Raw genomic sequence first — 23,681 nt, 5'->3', positions numbered from 1 at the left:
AAGCTGCGAGGAAGAAGACTGATACGGAAAGAGAAAATGATAAAAACGATTGGAATCCTTATTGGACAAGGATTGAAGGGACTTCTTAACTTTTGAGTTAAAAAGAAAAAAGACTGGACCTGTTATTGATCCAGCCTGAATTGTATTGATTTATGATTGAAAATACGATTGAAACTCTTTTCTCCCGCCCTCTTTTTTCAATTCTCTTCTCTCCGCTCCAGGTACGAACTTTTTAGCAGGAGGGAAGGACTTTTTAGCAGAGGTTCAAGGATTTTAACAGGGAGATAAGACAATTACCCTGAATTTGCAGAGTTATCCACGATTACCGATTTAACAAATTATACTGTTCAAACGGTAGAGGATACTAACGGAAAAAGGATATTGCTTTTTAAAAACGCTGAAGGAAAAGCAAAATATAAAACCATTTTTACGAAAGAAACGGGACAAATGAAAATAATCCCTTTATAATTTACAAATAACTAAGGTTCGTAAAAGCCTATCCACCTATATGAAGGGTAGGCTTTCGAATTAAAAAATGTTATACCTAGGGCTCCAGCAACTTCCAATTAGTAAAACTCAACCCCAATTTCTTTTATTAAACATCATTCGTTAAAAACTGCTACGTGTCCATTCTAAATTTTCCATATTTTTTTCGAATTTTTTACTCCCAGTCCTATTATTTCATCCAATGTAATGAATTGAAACTGTAAATGTAATACAATAATTATATAAAAGAGTGAAATATATGGAGGAGCATACTAGATGGAGAGACCTTACTTACTCGACCTTCCTTACGAGGAAAGAAAATATATTCATATAATCAAAGATGAGCCCCTTCTCATGTTAGATATGGCGGAAATGGTTTCACTGACAAATCCAATTGTCGGAAAAGGACTAAAGGTAGCAAAAGCAATAAAAAACAAGACAATGAAAAATAGAATTGAATCACAAACATACAAATGCACACGAAGCCAGGTTTATGGAGTCTTGTTTCCAGAAGATGGGATTCCTCTTAATAATACAACCTATATCTGTAACCCAATTGATACGCGAAGATATTACCGAGTAGATGACTTTCATCAAGAAATGGCAAATCATAAAATTTACGAAGCTATGTATCTCCTACGCTCATTAGGAGCAGCAGAAATAAATGTATTTTTTAATGAAGAAATACATAAAAATGCGGACATCGGATTTACATATGGAAAATTGTCAAGCAACAATAGTTACACTTCTAACCGAAACGAAAGAATGGATTTTCAAACAACATATGAACCTAGCAGCCAGCCACCTTTTATTCCAGATGATATTTATTGGTATAAACACGAAGCACAATGGCGGCAAATTGCAATTGAGCGAATCAATCGGCAATTAAAAACATTTAAGCTAACTGTCGAAATAACGGATGACTTCGGTATTAATGCCGACATTGTCGCTATCTTAAAAGAAAAGCAAGCAACCGCTTCAGGCCATTATAAAGAGTTCAAAAAAACCTCTTTAGTCATAAGCGGAAGATTTCGTTAAGTATTGAAGATTTGAGAGCATATTTTAGTTTCCCTTTTCAAATTGCCACAAAATTATACGTACTAGGAAATACTAGACAAGAAAAGCTACGGAAGAGACAGATCGTAGGAACAAAGTCATAGATTTTTTCGAGTCTTCGTGGCTTCCTTCCGTTTCTATCAACAAGGGTTACTTTTTAATAAAAAGCAACAATCTCTTTGAAAAGAGTCAAATACTTATTGTTCTTTAACCATCCATATCGTTCCTTTAGAACATAAAAAGAGAACCCTAGAAAATCTAGAGTTCCCTTGAATTGTTCTAAAAATTAACGAAGAAGTTGTAGAACTCCTTGTGGTTGTTGGTTCGCTTGAGCCAACATTGCTTGTGAAGCTTGTGCTAAGATTGAGTTCTTCGTTTGTTCCATCATTTCTTTCGCCATATCAACGTCACGGATACGAGATTCCGCAGCTGTTAGGTTTTCAGAAGATGTGCTTAAATTGTTGATTGTGTGCTCTAATCGGTTTTGAACGGCACCTAATTTAGAACGCTGAGTAGAAACCTTTGTAATTGCAGTATCCATGGCCTCTACAAATGATTTAGCATTTGTATAATTATCTACAGTACTATTAGTAATTCCTAACCCATCAGTGTCCATGGCATCAATACCAAAGCTAATTTCTTCACCGTTTGCGCCAATAGATATTTTCATGTCAGAACCTGTTAATTCAAAGGCATTTGCAGCAGCATAGGTACCATTAGTTCCACCTATACCATCTGCAAGGTTTGCATTAACAGTAACTTTAATACCTAAAGAAGAAAAATCAACATCTTTCGTGTCAAATGCACCAGCTGCAGACATATCAATATTTATTGTTTGAGATGCTTCTAAGGTATTTCCTGCATAATTGTATCGTTCAACAGTCATTGTTTTTGCGGAATCATCATAGTTTATTTGATACTTCGCATTATCTTCTCCACCAGCATCTTTTACCCTAGCACCTGTTACCTCAATATTAGCAATACCATTAGTTGCTGTTAATGTAGTGCTTTTATCAAATGTTGAAGCATTAACCTTTGCAGCTAAACCACCATTTAGTAATTGCTTAGTGTTAAATTTAGTACCTTCTGCGATATTGTTAATTTCGGCTTTAAGAGCAGTTACTTCTTCAGAAATCGCATTGCGGTCATCAGTAGTTAAGGATTCAGAAGACCCTTGTACACCTAGTTCACGCATACGTTGTAGTATGCTGTGAGTTTCATTCAGAGCACCCTCTGCAGTTTGAATCAAGGAAATACCATCTTGAGCATTCGCAGAAGCTTGGTCTAATCCGCGAATTTGTCCACGCATTTTTTCAGAGATTGCCAATCCTGCTGCGTCATCCCCTGCGCGGTTAATACGAAGTCCTGAAGATAATTTCTCCATTGATTTCATTTGCCCTGCTTGAGCACTACCCAACTGACGATACGTATTCAATGCTGCAATGTTGTGATTAATTCTCATTATTATTTCCTCCTTGAAATTTGTCGGTTCACGTCCTTGTGAGCCATGTTATTTTGTCTAGGCTAATTGAGGTCGGCCGCCCCCTTTTGCCCTTACAATTCTTATATCGACAAAAAACGGAAGATGTTTAGTCTTCCGTTGAAATTTTTTATTTTGTTTGGGACTTTTTGATTAGGTCGATTAGACTAGTGGTGGCTACAGCCCGTTTATTTTCTTCCTGGATTTGGGCATATATTTCTTGCCGGTAAATTTCTACATTTTTCGGAGCTTCGATACCGATTTTTACTTGATCACCTTGGATCGATACTATTTGGATTTGGATGCCATCACCAATTTGAATTGCTTCGCCTTTTTTTCTCGATAAGATTAGCATCCAATCACCCCTTTTGTTGTGCAGGTGTTTTCTCAAATATGTGATGTCTTGTTTGATATTCGGTATTATTTAAAATCACCTGTTTTGCAAAATTATTTTTCGAATTAATAATAATAGGTGCTTGTAAATTAGCTGTTGTGTCAGGTAATGGATCCCGCACCGTTAGTATATTATACACTTGAACCTCTTCTACTCTTTCGATGGCAAGTTGCTCAACGACACTATCTTCTAATGAAAAATCATATTCCTGAAAAAATAAAAATGGGTTCGTGATGACGAATGCAAGTTCCGCTGTTTTTACTGATTGCATCGCATGGAATACTTTATCGTCCGACAACGGTAAAATTACAAACTCTGTTTCCATTAAAAAGCCGGGAATTCCTGTTTCAAATGTAATGATGTCGCTCTCTTGTATTTCGATTTCTCCAAAATATTTAGTGTTGATTTTCAACGTATTCACCTGCTCGCTTTTTCTTAACCGTCTAGTTATTCTATTTTACCTTATATTGTTTCCTCAAATAAATGTAAAAAGTCAATTTTTAATGAATTCCATTGTTCAATGGTGATATCGACTTTTCCAGGTGTATAGTCATGGATTACTTTCTGTTGTTGGACAGTAATTTGTGGTTTATTTTCTTGTACATCTATATGGACCTTTGCCGGTTGATAGTGAAGTTTCACACTACCAGGTGATGGAATCCAACCAATATTAAATTGCATGTCTGGCTTATTCCCGTTTTCTATTGCTTGTGAGGCAAAGGGATTCCCGCCATATTCAATTTTCATCATTTCATCACCTTGGCGTCGTCTCCGCTCTATCCCACTCATCGCGTCTTGCATTCCTTTTGTTGCTGCTTCCTCAGTAATGATTGCCGAAGACTTATAACCCATATCAGCCCATGCTTTTGACTGATCAATAGTCAGTTTTCCAGGTGACGTCTCTATTTTCACATCTGCATTAGGTTGTTCTATCTCCATTACAGGCTTTGGCTGTTCAATCCTTTGAACGCTTTTAATCGTATGAAGTGCAATCTTCATATCGGTTGATTGAATTTGAATTTGAGGGAGTTTCATCATACATACCTCTTCATTCATTTAATAGTTTCCTACGTGACTTTTCTTCATTCCTGTGAAAAATTACTTCACTATGTAGGTGTTAGGACAAGATAAATGGTAAAAAAACTTCCTATTAAAAAGAAAAGCTATCCTTTTGTTGGGAATAGCTTATCGTAAAAAGTCTAGTAATGAAGGTTGGATGATTCGTGCACCGACACTTAGTGCGGCACGGTGAATTGATTCTTGTGTTGTTAGTTCAATAATAACTTTTTCAATATCGACATCTTCATTTTCTGATAAAACTTTTGTAGAGATAATTTCCTGTTGGGCGAGGCGGTCTTCCATTAGCTCCACACGGTTTTGCTTCGCACCGACATCTGCTTGATATCTTAAAAAGCGATCCATTTCATTGTCTACTTTGTCCAAAAACTCACCAATTTCCACATCAGTTGTTTCCGGATCATTTAATGCTTGGACTAACTGTTGGATAGAACCATCTTCTTCCAACATATTCCCAAATAAATCACTGCCCTTCACATTCACAGGCATCGTTATTCCTTCAAAAATTTCTAGATTAATAAATCCCTCTTCTGGGGAAAGTTCCTCAAACTTGCCATCAGGACGATCATTCGTCTTTATTCCATTAAAAATATATTTTCCGCCAATTTGTGTATTTGAAATCGTAACTAGTTGATTTTTTAACTGTTCGACTTCGACACCAATTGCCTGTCGTTGGGATGATTCAAGCGTGCCATTGGATCCTTGTACAACAAGTTCACGAATTCTTTGTATCACTTTCACACCATGACCGATAGCATCATCAGTCGTGTCAACCCAGTTTTTCACTTCGCTTATGTTTCGATTATATTGCTGAACTCGATTTAACTCGGAACGATAGCCAAGGCCAAGCATTGCTACAACCGGATCATCGGAAGGTTTTGTTATTTTCTTTTGTGAATTTAATTGGTTTTGTAATTTCCCTAGTTTTTGATAGCTGCTGCTTAAATTTCGCAACATATTGTTTGATAACATCGATTGGGTGACTCGCATTATTCCACCACCTTTAAGATAACCTTCTATATTAAAAAACTATTGTGTTCACTAATTATATAAAAGAGAAGCCATCCCATCTACTGCGTAAAATAAGAAAGAAACAAAGATTAGCGTTTACCTCCCTACTACACCCATACCGTTAATAATTTTGTCAATCATTTCATCAATGACGGTAATCATTCGAGCTGAAGCGTTATAAGCATGTTGGAAAGTGACTAAATTAGTCATTTCTTCATCCAAAGAAACTCCATTAATCGAGGACCGATTATAATCGACGGAATCTAACAATATTTGGGAGTTTTCCATATCTTTATTCACACTTTGTGACGATACACCGAGATTTCCGATGATTCCTGCATAATACGAATCTATCGAACCGTTCATCCCCGCGGGAACATCTACTTTTGTTAAGTAATCATTGAAGTTTTTTGATTTCACTTTTGCCAGTGCAGCTGCATTACCGTTATCACCAGAGTCACCGGATTTACTACCAGCAGCAATAAGAGCAGGATCTTGTACGATTGCTTGATTGACTCGAATAGTTAGTGCCGGATTTTTTTCATCATATTCGAAAAAGTCCCGATCTGATTTTTCTGTTGCTCCTAAAGCATAACCATTTTTATGAACTGCGTTAAATTCATTGGCAAATGCCTTCGTTAAATTATTAATCTTTTCTATCATCTCAGGGTAATAGCCTTTAGATCCGCTATCCGTAGAGTAGCCGTAACTTTCTATTAATCCAGCGAGTTCTCCGGAGAATTGAAGGTTATTTAACGTAATATCGCCGACTTTCACGGTAGCAATTTCGCTCCGATAACTTTCCGCATTGTTATCTTTATCCATCACGACGAGATTATTTTTTCCTGTTCTCCCCGAAACACGATCAACAGTAATTAATGTCGCCTGTGGTGAGTAAGGAGAACCATCTTTTTGAACTAGTTCAATTTGATAGAGCCCCACTGCGGACGGTTCATTTTTTCCGTAGTTTTTTGGAATAATATTCGTAACTTTAATATTCACTTGTTTTGATAATTCATCGACAAGTAAGTCACGCTTATCGTATAGATCATTAGGTAACTGACCGTGTGGTTCGATACTAGCAATTTGTTCATTCAATTGATTAATTTGCTCAATCATTCTATTAATATCATTTACTTTTACATTAATTTCATTACCAATGTCATTCTTTACACGAACTAATGAATTATAATAATAGTTCAATGTATCTGCGACCATTTCACCAGTTGAAGCAACTACTTCCCGTGCCCCTGTGTTTTCTGTGTGATTCGTTAAATCTTGAAGCGAGCTCCAAAACTTTTCCATCACACTGTGGAGACCGCTATCTGTCGGTTCGTTCATAATATCTTCCATTTTTGATAAAGAAGTGTTTAAGGAGCTGTAATAACCTAATTTGTTATTTTCTAAGCGATATTGCACATCGAGAAAGCTTTCCCGTACCCGCTGAATCGTACCTGCTTCAACCCCTGTCCCTAATTGTCCCGGAATACCAGGGCGATTAATGCCAGTTCCTGGATAGGGATTTGATGGGGTGAAATTCACTCGTTGTCTCGTGTAACCTGGCGTATTGGCATTGGAAATATTATGACCAGTCGTATATAAAGCGGAACGTTGGGCGTTTAACCCCCGTTTCGCCGTTTCTAATCCGTGAAATGTCGGAATCATTGTTTGTACCTCCGTATCTTTGCCTAAGCAAAGTGAAAATCGATAAACACAGTTTCCTATCCCAATTCAAAATTACACTCGTGAATTAAAGACGGAAGTATGATTGTAACTAGTAGATTGGTTTTTCTTCTGCTGTGGTCCATAAGTTACATTATCCGGTTGGGGTAGGAGCATATTCAGTGAAAAATTAACGAATTGCAATGATTGATGAATCAGTTGTTGGTTCAACTCATTTTGGGCTTTCAACTTTTGTAACAGCTCAGAAAGTTCTTCGTGAATTTCGGTTAGTTTTTCTTTCTCACTTCCTGATGCTAACTGAATACAATCAAGTAAAGTTGCTGTTTCATATCCTGCTAGATTTTTAGTCCAGTTAAGCCGTTCATTTTCTAACGCAGTAATTGCAGTTATATGTGTTTGCTCTGATTTCATTATTTGGTTTAGGGCGTCGAGGTCACCATTTTTTATCACTTCTGATTTGTTTTTGGCGATCGTATATAAGCTCTCATATAGTTGAATTAATTTTAACAATGTAGTAATGAAAGGTTTCCATGTCATTAGACCTCACCCTTTTCTAAAAATTTTTCGCACATCACTATTTATCTTTGTAATATTGATGAATACTTTTTGCCAGTTGTTGATGATCCACTCTGTACGTGCCAGTTTCAATTTGTTGTTTAATTTCGGCAATCTTTGCTTGTCTCGCTGGATCTGTTTGTGCTTGTTGCTGAAGTTTCAATGCTTCTTCGGATATTTCTATTTGATCACTTTTACTGTCTCGCTTACCGATGTTACTATCCGTTTTTACTAATGGTTTTTTATATGGATTAATGCCGTTCGGTCCAAAGTTAGTAATTTTCATTATGAACCCTCTCTTTCACTTGTAGAGTCACTTGACGTTCTTGTACTTATTTATTTTATCGTCTCAAAAACCGTTTTGTTTAGTATTATTTATCAATTGTTTAACGGTAATTATTGTTATTACTTTTTCCGACGAGCGGTTTCGTCCATGGTAAAGTACGTTTTTTCCCGTTCAGCGATTTCTGCTTGTCTCGCTCGCTCTTTTTCAAAACTATCTAAATCCGTACGTAGTTCTTTCATACAAGTTTCGCATATTTTTCCAGTTTTAATAGGCCGGCCGCATTTTTCACACGGATAGGCTAAGTTTGGAAACTGAACGAGGCGAATTCGTCCTTTTTTAATAAATTTTAAAATTAATGCTTCTTCTACACCTGTCTCGTTAATAATTTGCACCATCGAAGCTGTACGATTTTCGCGTTTTTTCAAAAAGACATTTACCTTTTCAAAAGCTGCTTCTTCTTCCCGATAGCAATTTTCACAAATATCCCGAATGGAATTTTTTACAAATAACTGGCCGCAATTAGCACAATTTTCTAGTCCCATTGTTGCTTTCCCCTTTCGTTTTCTTATCTCAACTATAGCTTTTTGTTTTTGATGAAAGTTTTCAATATTAAATATCCGTTTGTTCTCTACCTTTTATTATACAACCAACAGGGGAAGGTCGCGCAAATAGTGTTACCCTCTACCGATTGTGATGGAAAACACTTTCCCTGCCCCTCGTTGTTTTAATAGTTTCGCCGCTTGCCGTAACGTTGAACCAGTCGTGTAAATATCATCTAGTAAAACAATCATTTTCCCTTCCAAATCACATGCTTTTTGCAAGGAAAATACTTGTGGAAGGCTTATTCGTTCTTGGCGTGATTTTTTTGATTGTTTTTCAGAATGAATGCGTGTTAACAGGGCGGTCGTTTCAATGTTTGCTGCCGTGGCTAATGCTTCCGCCTGATTAAAGCCCCGCTCCTGTAACCGTTCCTCACTTAAAGGAATTGGCACGACGTAATCAAAAGCTAATGTCTCTAAAATAGTTCTAATTCTTTTTGAAAATATTTTAGCTATTTCATAATCCCCACGATATTTAAAAAGGGCAATTACTTCCGCTAAAAATTCATTATAAGTGAATAGTGAAAAGTTTTTCGTTAATGTCCCTTGCCATTCGAGGGAATTTTCCCACCGGATACAATCGTAACATGTATTTTCTCGCTTAAATTTTTCATCCAAATTTATTAAAGAACGGGAGCATATGTTGCACGTAGGTTCAGCTAACTTTTCTAACTTTCTTTCACATTTCTCACATACATATTTCTTCTCTTGATCGATGAAAAAATAGTTCCAACTAATCGTTGGCGTCATTTCATCATCACAAAGTAAACAGTAATCTTGCTGATAAAAATTCAATGTCACACGACCTCTCTTTCTATATCGTACAAAATGAGAGAATGTTAACCGAATAATTCTCGTAATTTTTGTTCTTACATTACCTTGTCATTCAATAAATGAGCCCTTGTTTTTTTGCAGCAGTGTTCATTCGTAATAACTGATTACGCGCTCTTACCATTGCCTTCGTTTTTCCTTGGTGAAAAAAAGCGATATCTCCTGTTGGATATTTCGGGTTGCGTCCTACTCTTCCAGAAATTTGTACGAGAGCACTTTCAGTAAATGTATCATCTTCCGCGCCAACTACTGCTACATCTATATTCGGAATGGTTACCCCTCTTTCTAAAATGGTCGTTGTCAATAAAATCGGGATTTCTCCAGTACGCATTGCTTGAACTTTTTCCTTTCTGTCTGGGTCTTCCGCATGTACCGCCATTATTTTTCCGTCATATTGTTGAAATAATGGCAAGGCTTGTTCCATCAATTCAATATGGGGAAAGAAAATAAACGCTTGTTTACCAATTTCTAACCGGTGTATAAACCAGTTCCGAATTGGTATGGGAATTTTGTTTTTTGAAAAAGCTTTGCGCCAGTTTCCCGTCCAAATAAATCGAGGAATTGGTAACGGGTGACGATGAAATCTTGCCGGTAAAATAATATGATTCCTTTTGCCGTTCGTACATTCTTTTTGCCATTCTGCACTTGGAGTAGCTGTTAGAAAAATTAATGTACTATTAGGTTTACGAGCCTTTTCTGCGGCAAATTGGAGGATTGCTTCTGCGGAATACGGGAACGCATCCACTTCATCAATGATCATGACATCAAATGCTTCGTGAAACCGGATTAATTGGTGGGTAGTTGTAATAGTAATTGGGGAAAATGTATTTCGGTCTTGGCTGCCTCCGTAAAGAGCAGTGACGGGAACTTCTGGGAAAATTTGTTTAATGCGGGGAAATAATTCTAGTACAACATCGGTTCTCGGGGTTGCAATCGCCGTTCTTTTACCGAGTCGGAGAGCTTCATTTAGCCCAGCAAACAGCATTTCTGTTTTACCTGCTCCACATACCGCCCAAACTAATAGCTCGGAACGCTCATGAATTGCCGACACGATTTTTTCGGAAGCTTTCGCTTGGGATGGGGAAAGGGTGCCTTCCCATTGAAGGGCATGTTCATAACGAAAACGTGGTGGAGGACCTATCCAGCGATAAAGTTTTTTACATTCGGTAATTTTTCCCATAATGATACATTTCCGGCAGTACGTGCATTGCTTTTGACAGTGATAACACGGATATTGGCATAACAGTCGTTGTTCTTCGTTACCGCAACGGTGACAGCGATAGTGATTATCGGTATAAGTGATACCTGATACCGCTTCGATAAAGCCAGCTTTAATATGCTGTTGGATTTCTTCGATTGGAAAAGGGATTTCTTCGGCTAAAAGTTGCCTGCCTGATAAGTGGTGTTGTAATTTTACAAGAAAAGGTGATTGATTGATGGAATTTTTTTCATGAAGTTTGTTTGACTGGGGGTGTTGAGTTCTATTAAAGGGGGGAATACTTCGTTTTTCATCAGTACCGCCACTAGATGACACGAATAATGTATTAATCTTTTCGTGAATCAATCATACATACCTCCTCGCTATTTTCTAAATGAAATAAATGAAGGACAAAATCTTTTTAGGCTATTTGCCCTTCATCATCCTTAATACATATAAAATAATATTAGTCCGAACCTTTATCTAAATGAATAAAAATACGTTATTATTACAGTTTCTTCATCCAGCCCATACCCATTGCACCTTCACCTAAATGGGTGCCAATAACCGGACCGAAGTAGCTAATGGAAAATTCAACATTCGGATATAGGCTTTCTAATTCTTTTTTCCATTCTAGTGCTTCTTCTTCCCGTAATGCATGTATAATAACAGCTTGATACGGTTCTCCTGACTTTGCATCTTCGCCTATCAGTTCAACGATTCGATTCATTGCCTTTTTCCTTGTACGAATCTTTTCGAATGGAACGATTACTTTGTCTACAAAGTGTAGCAGTGGTTTTACTTGCAATAAGCTACCAATTAATGCTTGTGCACCTGAAAGACGACCACCACGTTGTAAATTCGATAAATCGTCTACCATAAAATAAGCACGGGCAGATTTTTTTAATTCGTCGAGTTTCGCCAATATTTCTTCTGGTGATTTTCCTTCTTTTGCCATTTTTGCAGCCTCGATAACGTAAAACCCTTGGATCATACAGCTAATTTCCGAATCGTACGGATATACTTTAATCGATTCAACCATCGTTCCAGCCGTCACTGCTCCTTGATACGTACCACTAATACCGCTAGATAAATGGATGCTTATAACTGCATCATAATTTTTAGATAAGTCTTCAAAGACGTCGACAAAATTTCCTGTAGACGGTTGTGTAGTTGTAGGAAGTACCCCTGTTGTTCTTACCTTTTCATAGAAATCATCGGCAGTTATTTCCACTTCTTCTTTATATGATTCATTCTCAAAGACGACGCTTAATGGAACCATTTGAATATTTAACTGTTTTCGCAGTTCTTCTGGTATGTATGCAGTACTATCTGTGACAACAGCAGTTTTTACCAAATTATACCACCCTCTCTTCACTATTTTTTTAAGCGTGACTAATCCATTTTAAACTATTCGACATGAAAAGTCATTTTCCTTTATAGAAGGAGCAGTTAAACGAGTTTCTCTTTAAAATGATAAAAATTCATCTATAACGTTATACAGAACTTGTACATTTTGTTAACGTTTTCAAAATTAGGTAAAAAATCACATCGTGTTAATGATGTGATAAAGTGATTTTAACCTACCTCGACCCACCCTTTTTTAATTGCCTCTACAACGGCCTGGGTTCTATCAATGCAGTTCATTTTTTGTAATATATTACTTACGTGGTTTTTCACAGTCTTTTCGCTAATATACAACGTCTCACCGATCTTTTTATTACTTTTTCCTTCTGCTAATAATTGCAGCACTTCACATTCTCTACGGGTTAATAAATGGTATGGTCTTCTAATATCTGCATTTCTACTATAGGAGGTTCTGTGGATTGGCTGACTGACTGTTGTTGCACATGCTAGTTTTCGGTACTCTTTCACTAAGTTATGGGTTACTTTTGGATGTAAATAGGAACCACCATCGGCTACGACCTTCACCGCTTCAATTAACGATTCTACATCCATCTCTTTTAATAAGTAACCGCTAGCACCTGTTTGCAATGCATGACTAACGTAAGTTTCGTCATCATGAATAGATAAAATAATAATTTTCGTTTTCGGGTATTTTTGCACTAGTTCTCTTGTCGCTTCCACCCCATTCATATGTGGCATATTAATATCCATAATGACCACATCTGGTTTCAACGATTTTACTAATTCTACTGCTTCATCTCCGTCTTTTCCTTCCCCAACCACTTCTAAGCTGCTCTCAAACTCTAAAATCTTTTTAATTCCTTCACGATACAATTGATGATCGTCTATTATTAAGATTTTTGTCTTTTTCAAATTGTTCTCCTCCTGTTCTCCCTAGTTTTTACCATCACCATATACTATTGTTTCATTGATTGGTAAAAACGAATTCCCCTTAGTTTGACCATTTTTTAAAATTAATACGAGAGTTATCGCTTTAAGAACTAGTGTTTATTCTGTAATTGGGATTTGAATTAATATTGTCGTACCTTTACCGATGCTTGATTTAATGTGAAACGAACCGCTAAGTAATTCTACTCTTTCTTTCATACCTCTTAACCCAAATGTACCTTCTTTTTTCTCTGTTATATCAAAACCACATCCATTATCTTTGATTAGTGCGATTACCACTTTGCAATTTATTTCAAGTTTTACTTCAATGTTAGTGGCATTCGCATGTTTTAAAGCGTTTTGAACAGATTCTTGTACAAGACGAAATAGGGCTATCTCCATCTTTGGAGGAACTCGCTTATCTTCACCGATATATATAAAATTAATATACACCGATTTGTTGTACTCTTCTACAGTTTGTAAATATTTTTTTAAGGTAGGTACTAAACCTAAATCATCCAATGCCATTGGACGGAGATCATATATCACACGACGGACTTCATATAAGGCATCGCGAACTGTTTGCTTTAACGTGCGGATTTCCTGTAATGCCTCTTCTACGCCTCTTTCTCGATACATTTTTTCTACTAAATCCGAACGCATCATCACATGGGCTAACATTTGTGCAGGCCCGTCATGGATTTCACGTGATAGCCTTTTTCTTTCCTCTTCTTGGGCTTCGATAATTTTCAGACCAAATTCTTGTTTCTCTTTTGCATCTGCAATATACTCTGATATTTGTTTTATATCATTTGTTAAATAATTCAAGATGACATTTACTTGTGTTACTAAGTGATCTGCTCGATCAATCGTTTCTTGCAGTCCGACTAATCTGCGCTCTAGTTCATCTCTTCTTTCTCGAAGTTGTTTTTCTAGTTGTCTCGTTACTGTTAGTTTCGTTTGTAGGGAGTGGGCTATTTCATAAGCAGCTCTTACTTGTTCTTCATTGTATTTATGAAAATACATACTCACTTCTGACAGACGTTTACGTGCTTGACGAACTTCTTTGTCTAAACGTTCCTCTTCATCAATCACACTTGCTACTTTTTCCTTAATTTTTTTTAATTCATTAATGATCGATTCATAATCAACACGGCATTGTTCTCCAATTTGAAAAATCTCATCTTTACTTTTATCAACCGTGGAAATCATTTTCTCTAATATTTCATCCAATACTTTCGTATTTAAGCTCTTAATAGCCATTTTTCTCCCCCCTTAAAGGGTAAGACTGATACCCTTTTGAAAAATTGCGTATTATTCTCGATGCAATGCTAATGAGTTTTTTCATGATAGGCATATGAATATTGTAACATATATAAAAACTAGTGATTCAAAGATCAAAATGTTAAAGAATCCCAGTATCGTAATCTCTTATGTAGCAAATATTACTATAAATAAAGGTAAAAAGAACCGTTACCCCAGATTTTACTACTCCTTCTTACCTATTAATATATATTGTAACGCGAAAGTAATAAGTATGACTAGCATAATTATTCTGAAAAGACTAGTTTAGTATAAAAATGATTCTTAAGATATACGTGAAAGGTTGGACAAATAGGACTTTTTTATCGGTAACGGGAAAGTTCCCGCTTCGGTGTCACATTTTTATAGCTGTTTTTGTAATTTTGTTTCTTTTTAAAGGTTAATTTCCGTTTCATAGTCATGATGGAAGATGAGCGCTTAGCCAACAGACAGTTACAGTCTGCGTTCTAGATGTAAAAAAGAACCATTCGTTTTAACAGACGCTTTTTGCACAAGAAACTTTTGTCACGGTTTAGTCATAATTTCTTATATAATACCACGAAAATAGACTTATAAACCGTTTTAATGAAATATACCTAAAAATTTTCCTGAATTTCTAATTATATTGGACTTTTATCATAAAACAATCGATAAATGATTTAAAAATGGGTTCGTGCAATTTAGGAGTTTCGACTTATCATTGGTGGTTTGTTGGAAAATTAATTCATTAGTTGCGCATCCTTTTTTCTACAATTATAATAGAGGAAGTATGGCTTCCTATCAGATTGAAAGCCTATTTTCATGGTTGTAGCCATGAAGTTTTTTTGAAAGGGGCGATTATTGTTGCGAACTGATTATTTGACAGTAAAAACGACAGGAGAACATGAAATCGTTATACAAAAATCGCGTTTTATTGCCCATATTAGTAGAGCAGAAACGGAAGAGGAAGCTCAAGACTTTATATTACAAATAAAGAAACAGCATTGGAATGCGACACATAATTGCTCCGCATACTTAATTGGGGAGCATGATCAAATTCAAAAAGCGAACGACGATGGTGAGCCGAGTGGAACCGCTGGTGTCCCAATGCTAGAAGTATTAAAAAAGCGTGAGATAAAAGATACGGTCGTTGTTGTTACCCGCTATTTTGGCGGCATTAAACTAGGTGCTGGTGGATTAATACGCGCATACGGTCGAGCCACTTCCGAATGTCTGAACGCAATCGGTGTCGTAAAACGTCAATTAATGCGTGTCATGCACACCTTTATCGATTATACTTGGCTCGGGAAAGTGGAAAATGAATTACGTTCATCAATTTTTGATATAAAGGAAATTCATTACTTAGACAAAGTTGAAATCGAAACGTTTATTAAATATGGTGATGAACCGAATTTTTTGAACTGGATGACAGAGTTAACGAATGGACAAGCAGAAATTATTGAAGGAAATTTGCAATACTTGGAGATTGATTGTAACGAAAATGATGCATAACTAATCTAATTAGTGTATCTTTCTTTAAATATCTTTATAGTGTACTAGCATACAGAAAAAATATGTAGTTTGCTAACTTTATTAAAAAGGAGAAAAAACGATAAATGGAGAATAGTCGTGTGAAACGTAAACAACGTAAACGGAAATGGTTGTGGGTGTTAATCCCATTTCTAGCACTTGTCATTGGAATTGGTATATACGGGTGGCAGTTAGCATCAAAAGTTGCCAGTGTCACTAATGAAGCTCATCAACAGCTACAAAGAGGAGAGAAATCAGAGCGCCGTATCAATCCTGTCTATCCAGGAAAAGACAATTTCTCGGTACTATTTATAGGCGTGGATGAACGTGGAGGTGAAACTCTTTCGCGTTCAGATGTATTAATATTAGCTACCTTCAATAAAGATGATAAAACTATTAAAATGCTTCATATCCCACGAGACTCTCGTGTAGAAATACCTGGTTATTATGTGGATAAAATCAATCATGCCCATTTTCTTGGCGGAGTTGACTTAGCAGTTGATACAGTTGAACATCTTTTTGATATTCCTGTTGATTATTATGTTAAATTAAATTTCACTGCATTCATTGACATTGTCGATGCCCTTGGTGGGGTGACAGTTGAAGTTCCATTTACTTTCCAAGAGATGGATAGTACCGATAAGAAAAATGCCATTACATTAAATGAAGGTATTCAAACGTTAAATGGAGAAGAAGCTTTAGCTTTCGTCCGAATGAGAAAAAAAGACCCACGTGGTGATTTCGGTCGTGGTGATCGTCAAAAACAAGTAATAAAAGCGATTATTGAAAAAAGTGCATCCTTGAGCTCTATCACGAAATACGATGACGTACTAGATGGAATTGGCAACAATTTAACAATGAACTTAACATTCCAAAACATTGTTGCTCTTCATCCATATGCGAGTTCCTTAAATTCGATTGATTCATTAGCATTAAAAGGGGACGACACGTACATTAATCGCGTCTATTATTACACACTAGATGAGTCATCAGTACAAGAAATTTCTACTACGTTAAAACAACATTTAGGTTTAGAAACAGTAGCAACAACTCAATCCAACTAACGAGAAAGGACTGTTTCAAAGGTGATTGAACCAGCTTATAAAGATGGTATTCATCACTTTGAAACAGTCCTTTTTATTATATAAATATACACTCACACCCGAAAACTTCCATTGTAATAGTGACATCACACAAGTGTGAACATTATTTCACTTCTATACCATCACTAATGGAAATAGAGGCACTTCTGCAAAAATTACCGATTCCTCGATTTTGTCGATACTTTCAGCGTTTCAATTAAGCGTAGTATCGGTTTATATTGCTGGTTAATTAAACCAATTTTTTCAATCATTAATTCGAGCGACAACAAGATAATTGCGATGAGAAAGATTGATCCCCACACCGTTGTCATGGAAAAAATAAATGCGAACATCGCAAACATCGCACTAATTGAATAAATAAGTATAACCGTTTGCCGATGGTTAAATCCTAACTTTAATAAACAATGATGTAAATGTGATTTATCTGGCGCCGATATTGGCCTTCTATTTACAATTCTCCGGACAATCGCAAAAAATGTATCAGAAAGTGGAACTCCTAAAATTAAAATTGGTACAACAAAGGAGATAAACGTAATATTTTTAAATCCTAACATCGATAACACCGAAACCATGAATCCTAAAAACAACGCTCCTGTATCTCCCATAAAAATTTTCGCTGGGTGAAAATTATACGGTAAAAATCCGAGAATACTGCCGACTAATATGAGTCCGACGGTTAATACGAAATAATCAGCCATAATGAACGCCATTCCAGACATAGCAATTAAAGCAATCGCCGAGACTCCAGCGGATAATCCATCTAAGCCGTCAATTAAATTAATCGCGTTTGTTACACCAATAATCCATAAATAAGTGATCGGTATTGTTAAATAACCAAATTCTAACACTCCACCAAGTGGTAAATTAATAAAGTCCACATCGATGCCACCGTAAAAAATAATTACTGTTGCGGCAAGAAACTGGCCAAGCATTTTCGCTCCTGGTGATATAGTATATTTATCATCAATAATACCGACGATTAAAATAATAAATCCTCCTAAAAGAATTGCTGATAGACCGGGATGTGTTGGTTTAAAAAGCAGCATGCCAATAAGAAAGCTAATATAAATTACTAAACCTCCAAGTAATGGCACAGCATGCTGATGCACTTTCCGTTCATTAGGTTTGTCCATGAATCCAGTCTTTTTCGCAAATTTAATAACAAACGGAGTTATGAAAATGGATGAAAATAAGCTTATAATAAATGTTAGGAATAACATTGGAATCCCCTCTTTAATCTGTTTAAAGGCAATTATGTTCCATCACTTTAAACATCTTCGCAATAAAATAACTTATCCGATTTTTATTACTTATTTTGTAACACTTTGTTGGTGAAAAATCCGCTACAATCATCCTTGATTAAGCGAAAAACATTCTTTTATATTACTTTTTACACCAACCCTTATTCTAACAAACTTCACAATATATACAAGCTAAATTATGACAGGTAACTTTAGGAAACGATGAATCCACTGGTTTTGTTGGTTTTCTATCATTTCTTTCTTACCCCAACATATTAGACGTACTATAAATAAAAAAGTTACATTAATGTATTTTGTAGAGGGTGTTATAAAGGTTATGGCTATCACTTAGCACCGTCTAAGATTCGTTTGCAAGCTACACGAACACGAACGAAAGATTGGCTGGAGACAATCACCCTTTATACGTTTTGTTTTTGTAACGAATTTTCCTTTAAAAAAATGCGATCCACCACTTTCTGTGATGAGTGGCCAGATTCTAATGCACAAAATTTTTCATAAAAATCCGCATAGTTTTCAGCTAATGACCAATTTTCGTTTTCCAATCGTTTAATTTCGGCAATTACTTCTTCTGTCGATTTGACTAGTGATCCAGGGGCATTTTTTTCTAAGTCAAAATAAAAGCCACGCAACCGCTCTCGATAATCCTCGATATCATATGTATAAAAGATCATCGGCCGCTTCAAGTTAGCAAAATCGAAAAATACGGAGGAATAATCGGTTACTAAAACATCCGAAATTAAATATAACTCCCGAATATCCGTGTAATTGGAAAAATCAAAAACAAATTCTTTGTACGGCGATAAGTCAAGTTGTTCTCCAACTAAATAGTGGAGTCGTAAAATTAAGCAATAGTCAGTTGCCAAGTGTTTCATTTGATCTAAATCCAAATGTAAATCAAAGGTATATTTCCCTTTTTCGACAAATTGATCATCTCGCCATGTCGGTGCGTATAAGATGATTTTTTTATCTTGTGGCAAGTTTAGCTGCTCTTTAATTTTCTGAATTGCGTCTTCATTATTTTTTTTATATAAAACATCGTTTCTCGGGTAACCTACTTCCAAGATTTCTTTTTCAAATTGGAAAGCACGACGAAATATTTTAGTCGAGTATGGGTTAGGTGAGATTAAATAATCCCAATTTCTTGATTCTAGATAAAATTCTACCTTATAACTATTTGTATCCGTTCCAGGCATATATACTTCTTCCATATCGGCTGCTAATTTTTTCAAGGGGGTGCCGTGCCACGTTTGCAAATAGGTAGTATGTGCTGGTTTCGGTATCCATAGCGGCATCCTGCTGTTAGTAACCCAATATTTTGCTGTTGCCATTAAAAATAGCCATTTTATCGAGAAACGTTTTACAGGGACTATATCTTTCGAGTCAAAATTATGCTTAAATTTCGGATCAATACTCCAATACATTTTATAGTGTGGGTAATTTTCTTTTATATACTCATAAATCGCCCGTGGATTATCAGAATATTGTCTGCCGAGAAAACTTTCAAACATGATGACGTTTTTCCGTGCAGGCAAAAGACTTACTAATTGAAAGGTGATTTTGTATAAAAAAATAAAAAAGTCTTGACTGCGAAGTTTTTTCCACCAATTTTTAGTAAATCCTTTCTTATCTGCTTTTTCCATTAAAGCTAATCTCCTTTAATCAGTGAGCTTGCTTTGTTTCAAGTTGTACTGATTTTAATAAATATTGCCCAAAACGATCACTAGAGTGACCTTGCGAATACGTATTCCATTCATTTTTAAATTGACTTATCTTCTCCAGATCATAATTATTCGTTAAAATCACCTTGATAATTTCTTCTGATGAATATACGACCGGACCTGGAACTAAATGCTCATACTCCCCCCATAATCCGCGCTTTTCTGTATATTTTTCTATATCATATGGATAAAATATCATTGGCTTCTCTAAAAGCGCAAATTCATATGGTATCGAAGAATAGTCGGTTATCAAATAATCAGCGATGATTAATAAATCGTTCACCTTTGGATAAGAACTAAAATTATAGACAAATCCATCATTATTTATGTTTAAAGCATTTGCGACCAATGGATGTAAGCGGAACAACAAGGCAAACTTTTCACCTAGTCCAGCCTTAAATTTTTCGATATGGATTGCTATTGTTTGTTCCTCATCACGAAAAGTTGGTGCATATAGAATTATTTTTTTTCCTTTTAGTTCTGGATAAGCTTCGTAAAACTGCTTCCTAATTTGCTCATGTTTTCTTTCATCATAAAAAAAGTCCGTTCGTGGTATTCCTAATGGCAACATATTTTCTTCTGCGAGACCAAATGCTTTTTGAAAAATCGTTGCCATTTTTTCAGAACCGACCAGTACTTTATGAAATTGTTGATACACCTTTTTGAACCGTTTCATTGCCTTTGGCGAGCGATATTTGTTCGACTCATCCTCGAGCCCAAATTTCTTTATCGCACCGGCTGCATGCCAAACTTGAATACATTGGACTGATTTTTTAAATTTTACCGTCGCTAAAAATCCATAGTAATTGTCGACTATAACGATTTTTGCTGTGGCTAGATGGTAAATGGACAGGATGCTATGTTTTATATTTGGTGTTTCAAAATAATACGCATTCGCTGTTGTACTTTCCGCTTTTACGCTTTGATAACAATTTTTCCGGCACAGGAAGACAGTCTGGAGGCTGTTATTTTTCTTTTTTAACGCCTCGTTGACAGCAATATTGTTTTCCGGAAAAGAAGTAACAAAAACTATTTTTTCTTGCAATGTGAATATTTTCGCAATATTGAACAATATTTTAAATACAAATAAATAAAGTTGGATTGCAATTTCCCTAACCATTTTTCCGGGTAAACAAATCCTTTTTGATTTTTGTTGTTGATATACCGATTGTTCTTGGCAAATAGATAACCTCGCAATAATCTTTTAAGAAATCAAATTTACCTTCCCAATCATCTCCCATAACAAAAATGTCTACATCATGTTTTTTTACATCTTCAATTTTTTGATCCCATGAATATTCAGGGATTACTTCATCGACATACTTAATTGCTTCTAATACGACTTTGCGGTTTTCGTAAGTATGGTATGCTTTTTTATTTTTTCCTGCATTAAATTCATCTGTAGACAAGGCTACAATTAAGTAATCGCCTAGTTCTTTCGCACGTTTTAACAAATTTATATGTCCCCAGTGTAACAAATCATATGTTCCATAGGTAATTACTTTTTTCATCTTTACCGCTCCTTCACTTAATCAAAACCTAATTGTTCATATAGGCATTTTGATATATGAGTTTGTTGTAACAAATATATAGATTATTTTAAGACTTTCTATAGTTTTTGTAAACCAAAGCTAATTCATACAGTAAAATGAAGCACCAACGATAACCATTTACTGCCTGCATGACAAAGTAGGCAAAAGCCAAAAATAAACATAACCCTGGGGACTGTCCCCAACAATTGTGAATTTTTTTAATTGTTGGGGACAGTCCCCCTATTGACGTGTATCTAGCATTAAGAATACTATAGATACGAATGTTATTTTTGATTGTTAAGGTAATTTAAATAAAGGAAAACTATTTTGTAACAAACATTAGTGTAATTGTAAAGGGGCGAAAGTGTTGAGAACGGATAAACTGGAAAACAAAAAGAAAAAAAAGCGGCGTTATAAAATATTTTTTATTATATTAGCGGTATTCTTACTTGGCCTGGGCGGGTACTTATATTCAATTTTTCATTCTGCAAACAAAGCATTGGATGCAATGCATACACCAATTAACAAATCAGAAAAACGGGAAAAAGAAATATCATTAAAAGAGAAACATCCTTTTTCTGTACTTCTATTAGGTGTAGATCAACGGAAGAATGATCGAGGGCGCTCTGATACGATGATTGTCGTAACAGTAAATCCAAATGAAAATGTAATGAAAATGCTAAGTATTCCGCGTGATACGTACGTGGATATTGTTGGTCGTGGAACGAAAGACAAAATTAATCATGCCTATGCCTTTGGCGGAGTGTCAATGTCTTTAAAAACGGTTGAGGAATTTCTTGATATTCCAATTGATTATTATGTTCAAGTAAATATGGAAGGTTTTAAAGACATTGTGGATGCTGTTAATGGGGTTACAATTAAAAATGATATGCACTTAACTTACGGCGGTTATACGTTCCCAGAAGGAGAGTTAAATTTAAACGGGAAGGAAGCTTTAACCTTTGTTCGAATTCGGAAAGAAGACCCTCGTGGTGATTTCGGACGTCAATTACGGCAAAAACTTGTCATTCAGGCGATTTTAAATAAAGGCGCTAGTATTTCATCGTTATGGAATTATAGTGATATTTTTAATGCATTAGGTGATAATGTAAAAACTAATCTAACTTTTAACGAAATGGTAAACCTACAAAAAAACTATAAAGGTGTACAAAATAATATCGAGCAATTACAGTTTAAAAATGGAAAAGGTGGTTATATTGGAAAAGTTTGGTATTACTTTGCCGATGAAGGGGAACTGGCCGATTTTCAAGAGCTGTTAAAAGAGCAGTTGGAAATTTCATAGTTACTTGATTAAAAATAATATGTGGAAAAAAATGGATCCGTAGGAGAATTCGTTCAACCTAGGTTCCTTTTTCATTTCTCCTTTATTTGTTTTATTTTCAGCTTTTTCTATTTTCTTTTTCTTTCACGTTAGTTATACTATTAATATAGATAATTTTCTTTTTTTGTTACAGTTGAATTAAAGAAACGAATTTGTGGGTGATGTGGATGAAAAAAGCTTTAAAGGTTTTAATGATTTTATGTTTTGCTGTCGGAATTGGCCTTGTTGGGTATTCTGTATATGAAATTGCTTCTGGGGCAATGAAGGTTGAGCAGAAAAAAGTGGAAGCGAAACAGTTACTTCGAGAAGCTGCTAATAACCAAAAAGAAAAAATGGAAAAAGGGGAAGTAGATCCAGAAGAAATCACTTATGATCAAGGGCAAACAATTGGTATTTTATCCGTCCCAAAATTAAAAAGAGAATTACCAATTGTTGAAGGTACAGATGAATATGATTTATTACAAGGAGTAGGCCATTATTCTGGTACAGCGCTGCCTTTACAAAATGAACAAATCGTATTATCAGGACACCGAGAAACTGTTTTCAGAGGTTTTGATAAATTAAATATTGGGGACATTTTTGTAGTGGAATTACCATATGGAAGTTTTGAATATGAAATATATGAAACAGAAATTGTTGATGCAGATGATCGCACAGTTATTCGCCCAAGAGGTGAAGAAATTTTAACCGTTACTACATGTTATCCATTTACTTATATCGGTGATGCGCCAAATCGGTTTATTTTTTACGCAAAACCAGTTAATCAAAATAATGAAGGAACATAATAGTACTGAAGCTGGGTTAGCAGCTTCTTTTTTTTGCACTTTTAATAGTAGCAACACTATCTTTTACCTTTGCACGTAATGTTGAAGGATGACTATTACTTTCACAGCATAACGAGTTCCTGTAACAAATAAACCGATAATCGAGAGCAAGATTTCCTTAACGGTCGCTACACTAGT

The 23,681-nt window shown here is 35.6% G+C and carries 22 protein-coding genes and 1 pseudogene; 5 read left to right on the top strand and 18 right to left on the bottom strand.

Annotation, left to right across the window (positions count from 1 at the left end; genetic code table 11):
* The first annotated feature begins 762 nt into the window (after window positions 1-762).
* Window positions 763-1,524, top strand: a complete 762-nt coding sequence (locus tag BN1242_RS08255; RefSeq protein ID WP_062354140.1) for a hypothetical protein — start codon at window positions 763-765, stop codon at window positions 1,522-1,524.
* A gap of 304 nt (window positions 1,525-1,828) precedes the next feature.
* Here BN1242_RS08255 and BN1242_RS08250 read toward each other — a convergent pair whose 3' ends face one another.
* The 14 genes from BN1242_RS08250 to BN1242_RS08185 form a co-directional block, all read right to left on the bottom strand.
* Complete coding sequence (locus BN1242_RS08250; protein ID WP_062354135.1) at window positions 1,829-3,004, bottom strand: flagellin N-terminal helical domain-containing protein; 1,176 nt, start codon at window positions 3,002-3,004, stop codon at window positions 1,829-1,831.
* A 148-nt stretch (window positions 3,005-3,152) separates the two neighbouring features.
* Window positions 3,153-3,377, bottom strand: coding sequence for a carbon storage regulator CsrA (gene csrA / locus BN1242_RS08245; protein WP_062354132.1), 225 nt, complete (start codon window positions 3,375-3,377; stop codon window positions 3,153-3,155).
* Between the two features lie 4 nt (window positions 3,378-3,381).
* Window positions 3,382-3,828: a flagellar assembly protein FliW gene (gene fliW / locus BN1242_RS08240; protein ID WP_062354129.1), complete on the bottom strand. Its 447-nt coding sequence runs from the start codon at window positions 3,826-3,828 to the stop codon at window positions 3,382-3,384.
* 50 nt (window positions 3,829-3,878) lie between these two features.
* Window positions 3,879-4,454 (bottom strand): DUF6470 family protein, encoded by a 576-nt coding sequence (locus BN1242_RS08235; RefSeq protein ID WP_338022892.1) that lies wholly within the window; start codon window positions 4,452-4,454, stop codon window positions 3,879-3,881.
* Between the two features lie 147 nt (window positions 4,455-4,601).
* Window positions 4,602-5,483, bottom strand: coding sequence for a flagellar hook-associated protein FlgL (gene flgL, locus BN1242_RS08230; protein ID WP_062354122.1), 882 nt, complete (start codon window positions 5,481-5,483; stop codon window positions 4,602-4,604).
* A gap of 117 nt (window positions 5,484-5,600) precedes the next feature.
* Window positions 5,601-7,169, bottom strand: a complete 1,569-nt coding sequence (gene flgK, locus BN1242_RS08225) for a flagellar hook-associated protein FlgK (RefSeq protein ID WP_062354119.1) — start codon at window positions 7,167-7,169, stop codon at window positions 5,601-5,603.
* Between the two features lie 72 nt (window positions 7,170-7,241).
* Window positions 7,242-7,724 carry a flagellar protein FlgN gene (locus tag BN1242_RS08220; protein ID WP_062354116.1) on the bottom strand — a complete coding sequence of 161 codons (483 nt, stop codon included), beginning with the start codon at window positions 7,722-7,724 and terminating at the stop codon, window positions 7,242-7,244.
* Between the two features lie 37 nt (window positions 7,725-7,761).
* Window positions 7,762-8,028 carry a flagellar biosynthesis anti-sigma factor FlgM gene (gene flgM, locus BN1242_RS08215; protein ID WP_062354113.1) on the bottom strand — a complete coding sequence of 89 codons (267 nt, stop codon included), beginning with the start codon at window positions 8,026-8,028 and terminating at the stop codon, window positions 7,762-7,764.
* Window positions 8,029-8,147: 119 nt separating this feature from the next.
* Window positions 8,148-8,570: a TIGR03826 family flagellar region protein gene (locus BN1242_RS08210; protein WP_062354109.1), complete on the bottom strand. Its 423-nt coding sequence runs from the start codon at window positions 8,568-8,570 to the stop codon at window positions 8,148-8,150.
* A 132-nt stretch (window positions 8,571-8,702) separates the two neighbouring features.
* Entirely contained in the window at window positions 8,703-9,428 is a 726-nt protein-coding gene (locus BN1242_RS08205) for a ComF family protein (protein WP_238985115.1), read from the bottom strand.
* A gap of 85 nt (window positions 9,429-9,513) precedes the next feature.
* Window positions 9,514-11,022 carry an ATP-dependent helicase ComFA gene (locus BN1242_RS08200; RefSeq protein ID WP_238985114.1) on the bottom strand — a complete coding sequence of 503 codons (1,509 nt, stop codon included), beginning with the start codon at window positions 11,020-11,022 and terminating at the stop codon, window positions 9,514-9,516.
* A gap of 142 nt (window positions 11,023-11,164) precedes the next feature.
* Window positions 11,165-12,013, bottom strand: coding sequence for a DegV family protein (locus BN1242_RS08195; RefSeq protein WP_062354105.1), 849 nt, complete (start codon window positions 12,011-12,013; stop codon window positions 11,165-11,167).
* A gap of 221 nt (window positions 12,014-12,234) precedes the next feature.
* Window positions 12,235-12,936, bottom strand: a complete 702-nt coding sequence (locus tag BN1242_RS08190; RefSeq protein WP_062354102.1) for a response regulator — start codon at window positions 12,934-12,936, stop codon at window positions 12,235-12,237.
* A 135-nt stretch (window positions 12,937-13,071) separates the two neighbouring features.
* The gene (locus BN1242_RS08185) at window positions 13,072-14,214 is read right to left on the bottom strand and encodes a sensor histidine kinase (protein ID WP_062354097.1); all 1,143 of its coding nucleotides are present in this window, start codon (window positions 14,212-14,214) and stop codon (window positions 13,072-13,074) included.
* An 882-nt stretch (window positions 14,215-15,096) separates the two neighbouring features.
* On the opposite strand from BN1242_RS08185, the gene BN1242_RS08180 reads away from it, so the two are divergent.
* A complete protein-coding gene (locus BN1242_RS08180; RefSeq protein ID WP_062354094.1) occupies window positions 15,097-15,744 on the top strand; it encodes a YigZ family protein in 648 nt (215 codons plus the stop codon).
* A gap of 119 nt (window positions 15,745-15,863) precedes the next feature.
* Window positions 15,864-16,826 (top strand): LCP family glycopolymer transferase, encoded by a 963-nt coding sequence (locus BN1242_RS08175; RefSeq protein ID WP_338022889.1) that lies wholly within the window; start codon window positions 15,864-15,866, stop codon window positions 16,824-16,826.
* A gap of 194 nt (window positions 16,827-17,020) precedes the next feature.
* On the opposite strand, the gene BN1242_RS08170 is transcribed toward BN1242_RS08175, so the two are convergent.
* The 4 genes and pseudogenes from BN1242_RS08170 to tagD form a co-directional block, all read right to left on the bottom strand.
* Window positions 17,021-18,085: a glycosyltransferase family 4 protein gene (locus tag BN1242_RS08170; protein ID WP_062354089.1), complete on the bottom strand. Its 1,065-nt coding sequence runs from the start codon at window positions 18,083-18,085 to the stop codon at window positions 17,021-17,023.
* A 440-nt stretch (window positions 18,086-18,525) separates the two neighbouring features.
* A pseudogene (locus BN1242_RS08165) lies at window positions 18,526-19,689 on the bottom strand (CDP-glycerol glycerophosphotransferase family protein); the annotation flags it as partial.
* Window positions 19,690-19,786: 97 nt separating this feature from the next.
* Window positions 19,787-20,965 (bottom strand): CDP-glycerol glycerophosphotransferase family protein, encoded by a 1,179-nt coding sequence (locus BN1242_RS08160; RefSeq protein ID WP_062354086.1) that lies wholly within the window; start codon window positions 20,963-20,965, stop codon window positions 19,787-19,789.
* Window positions 20,958-21,356, bottom strand: coding sequence for a glycerol-3-phosphate cytidylyltransferase (gene tagD, locus BN1242_RS08155; protein ID WP_062354083.1), 399 nt, complete (start codon window positions 21,354-21,356; stop codon window positions 20,958-20,960). The genes BN1242_RS08160 and tagD overlap by 8 nt, the downstream gene beginning before the upstream one ends.
* 388 nt (window positions 21,357-21,744) lie before the next feature.
* Between tagD and BN1242_RS08150 the strand changes: the two genes are divergently transcribed.
* Both BN1242_RS08150 and BN1242_RS08145 read left to right on the top strand, forming a co-directional pair.
* On the top strand, window positions 21,745-22,680 hold the full coding sequence (locus BN1242_RS08150; protein WP_062354080.1) for an LCP family glycopolymer transferase: 936 nt from the start codon (window positions 21,745-21,747) through the stop codon (window positions 22,678-22,680).
* A gap of 206 nt (window positions 22,681-22,886) precedes the next feature.
* On the top strand, window positions 22,887-23,504 hold the full coding sequence (locus tag BN1242_RS08145; protein ID WP_062354077.1) for a class D sortase: 618 nt from the start codon (window positions 22,887-22,889) through the stop codon (window positions 23,502-23,504).
* The last annotated feature ends 177 nt before the right edge of the window (window positions 23,505-23,681 follow it).

The sequence above is a fragment of the Bacillus kwashiorkori genome, assembly GCF_001375515.1.
Taxonomy (GTDB): Bacteria; Bacillota; Bacilli; order Bacillales; family Caldibacillaceae; genus Bacillus_BK; species Bacillus_BK kwashiorkori.
This window is presented reverse-complemented; position numbering and strand designations above follow the sequence as displayed.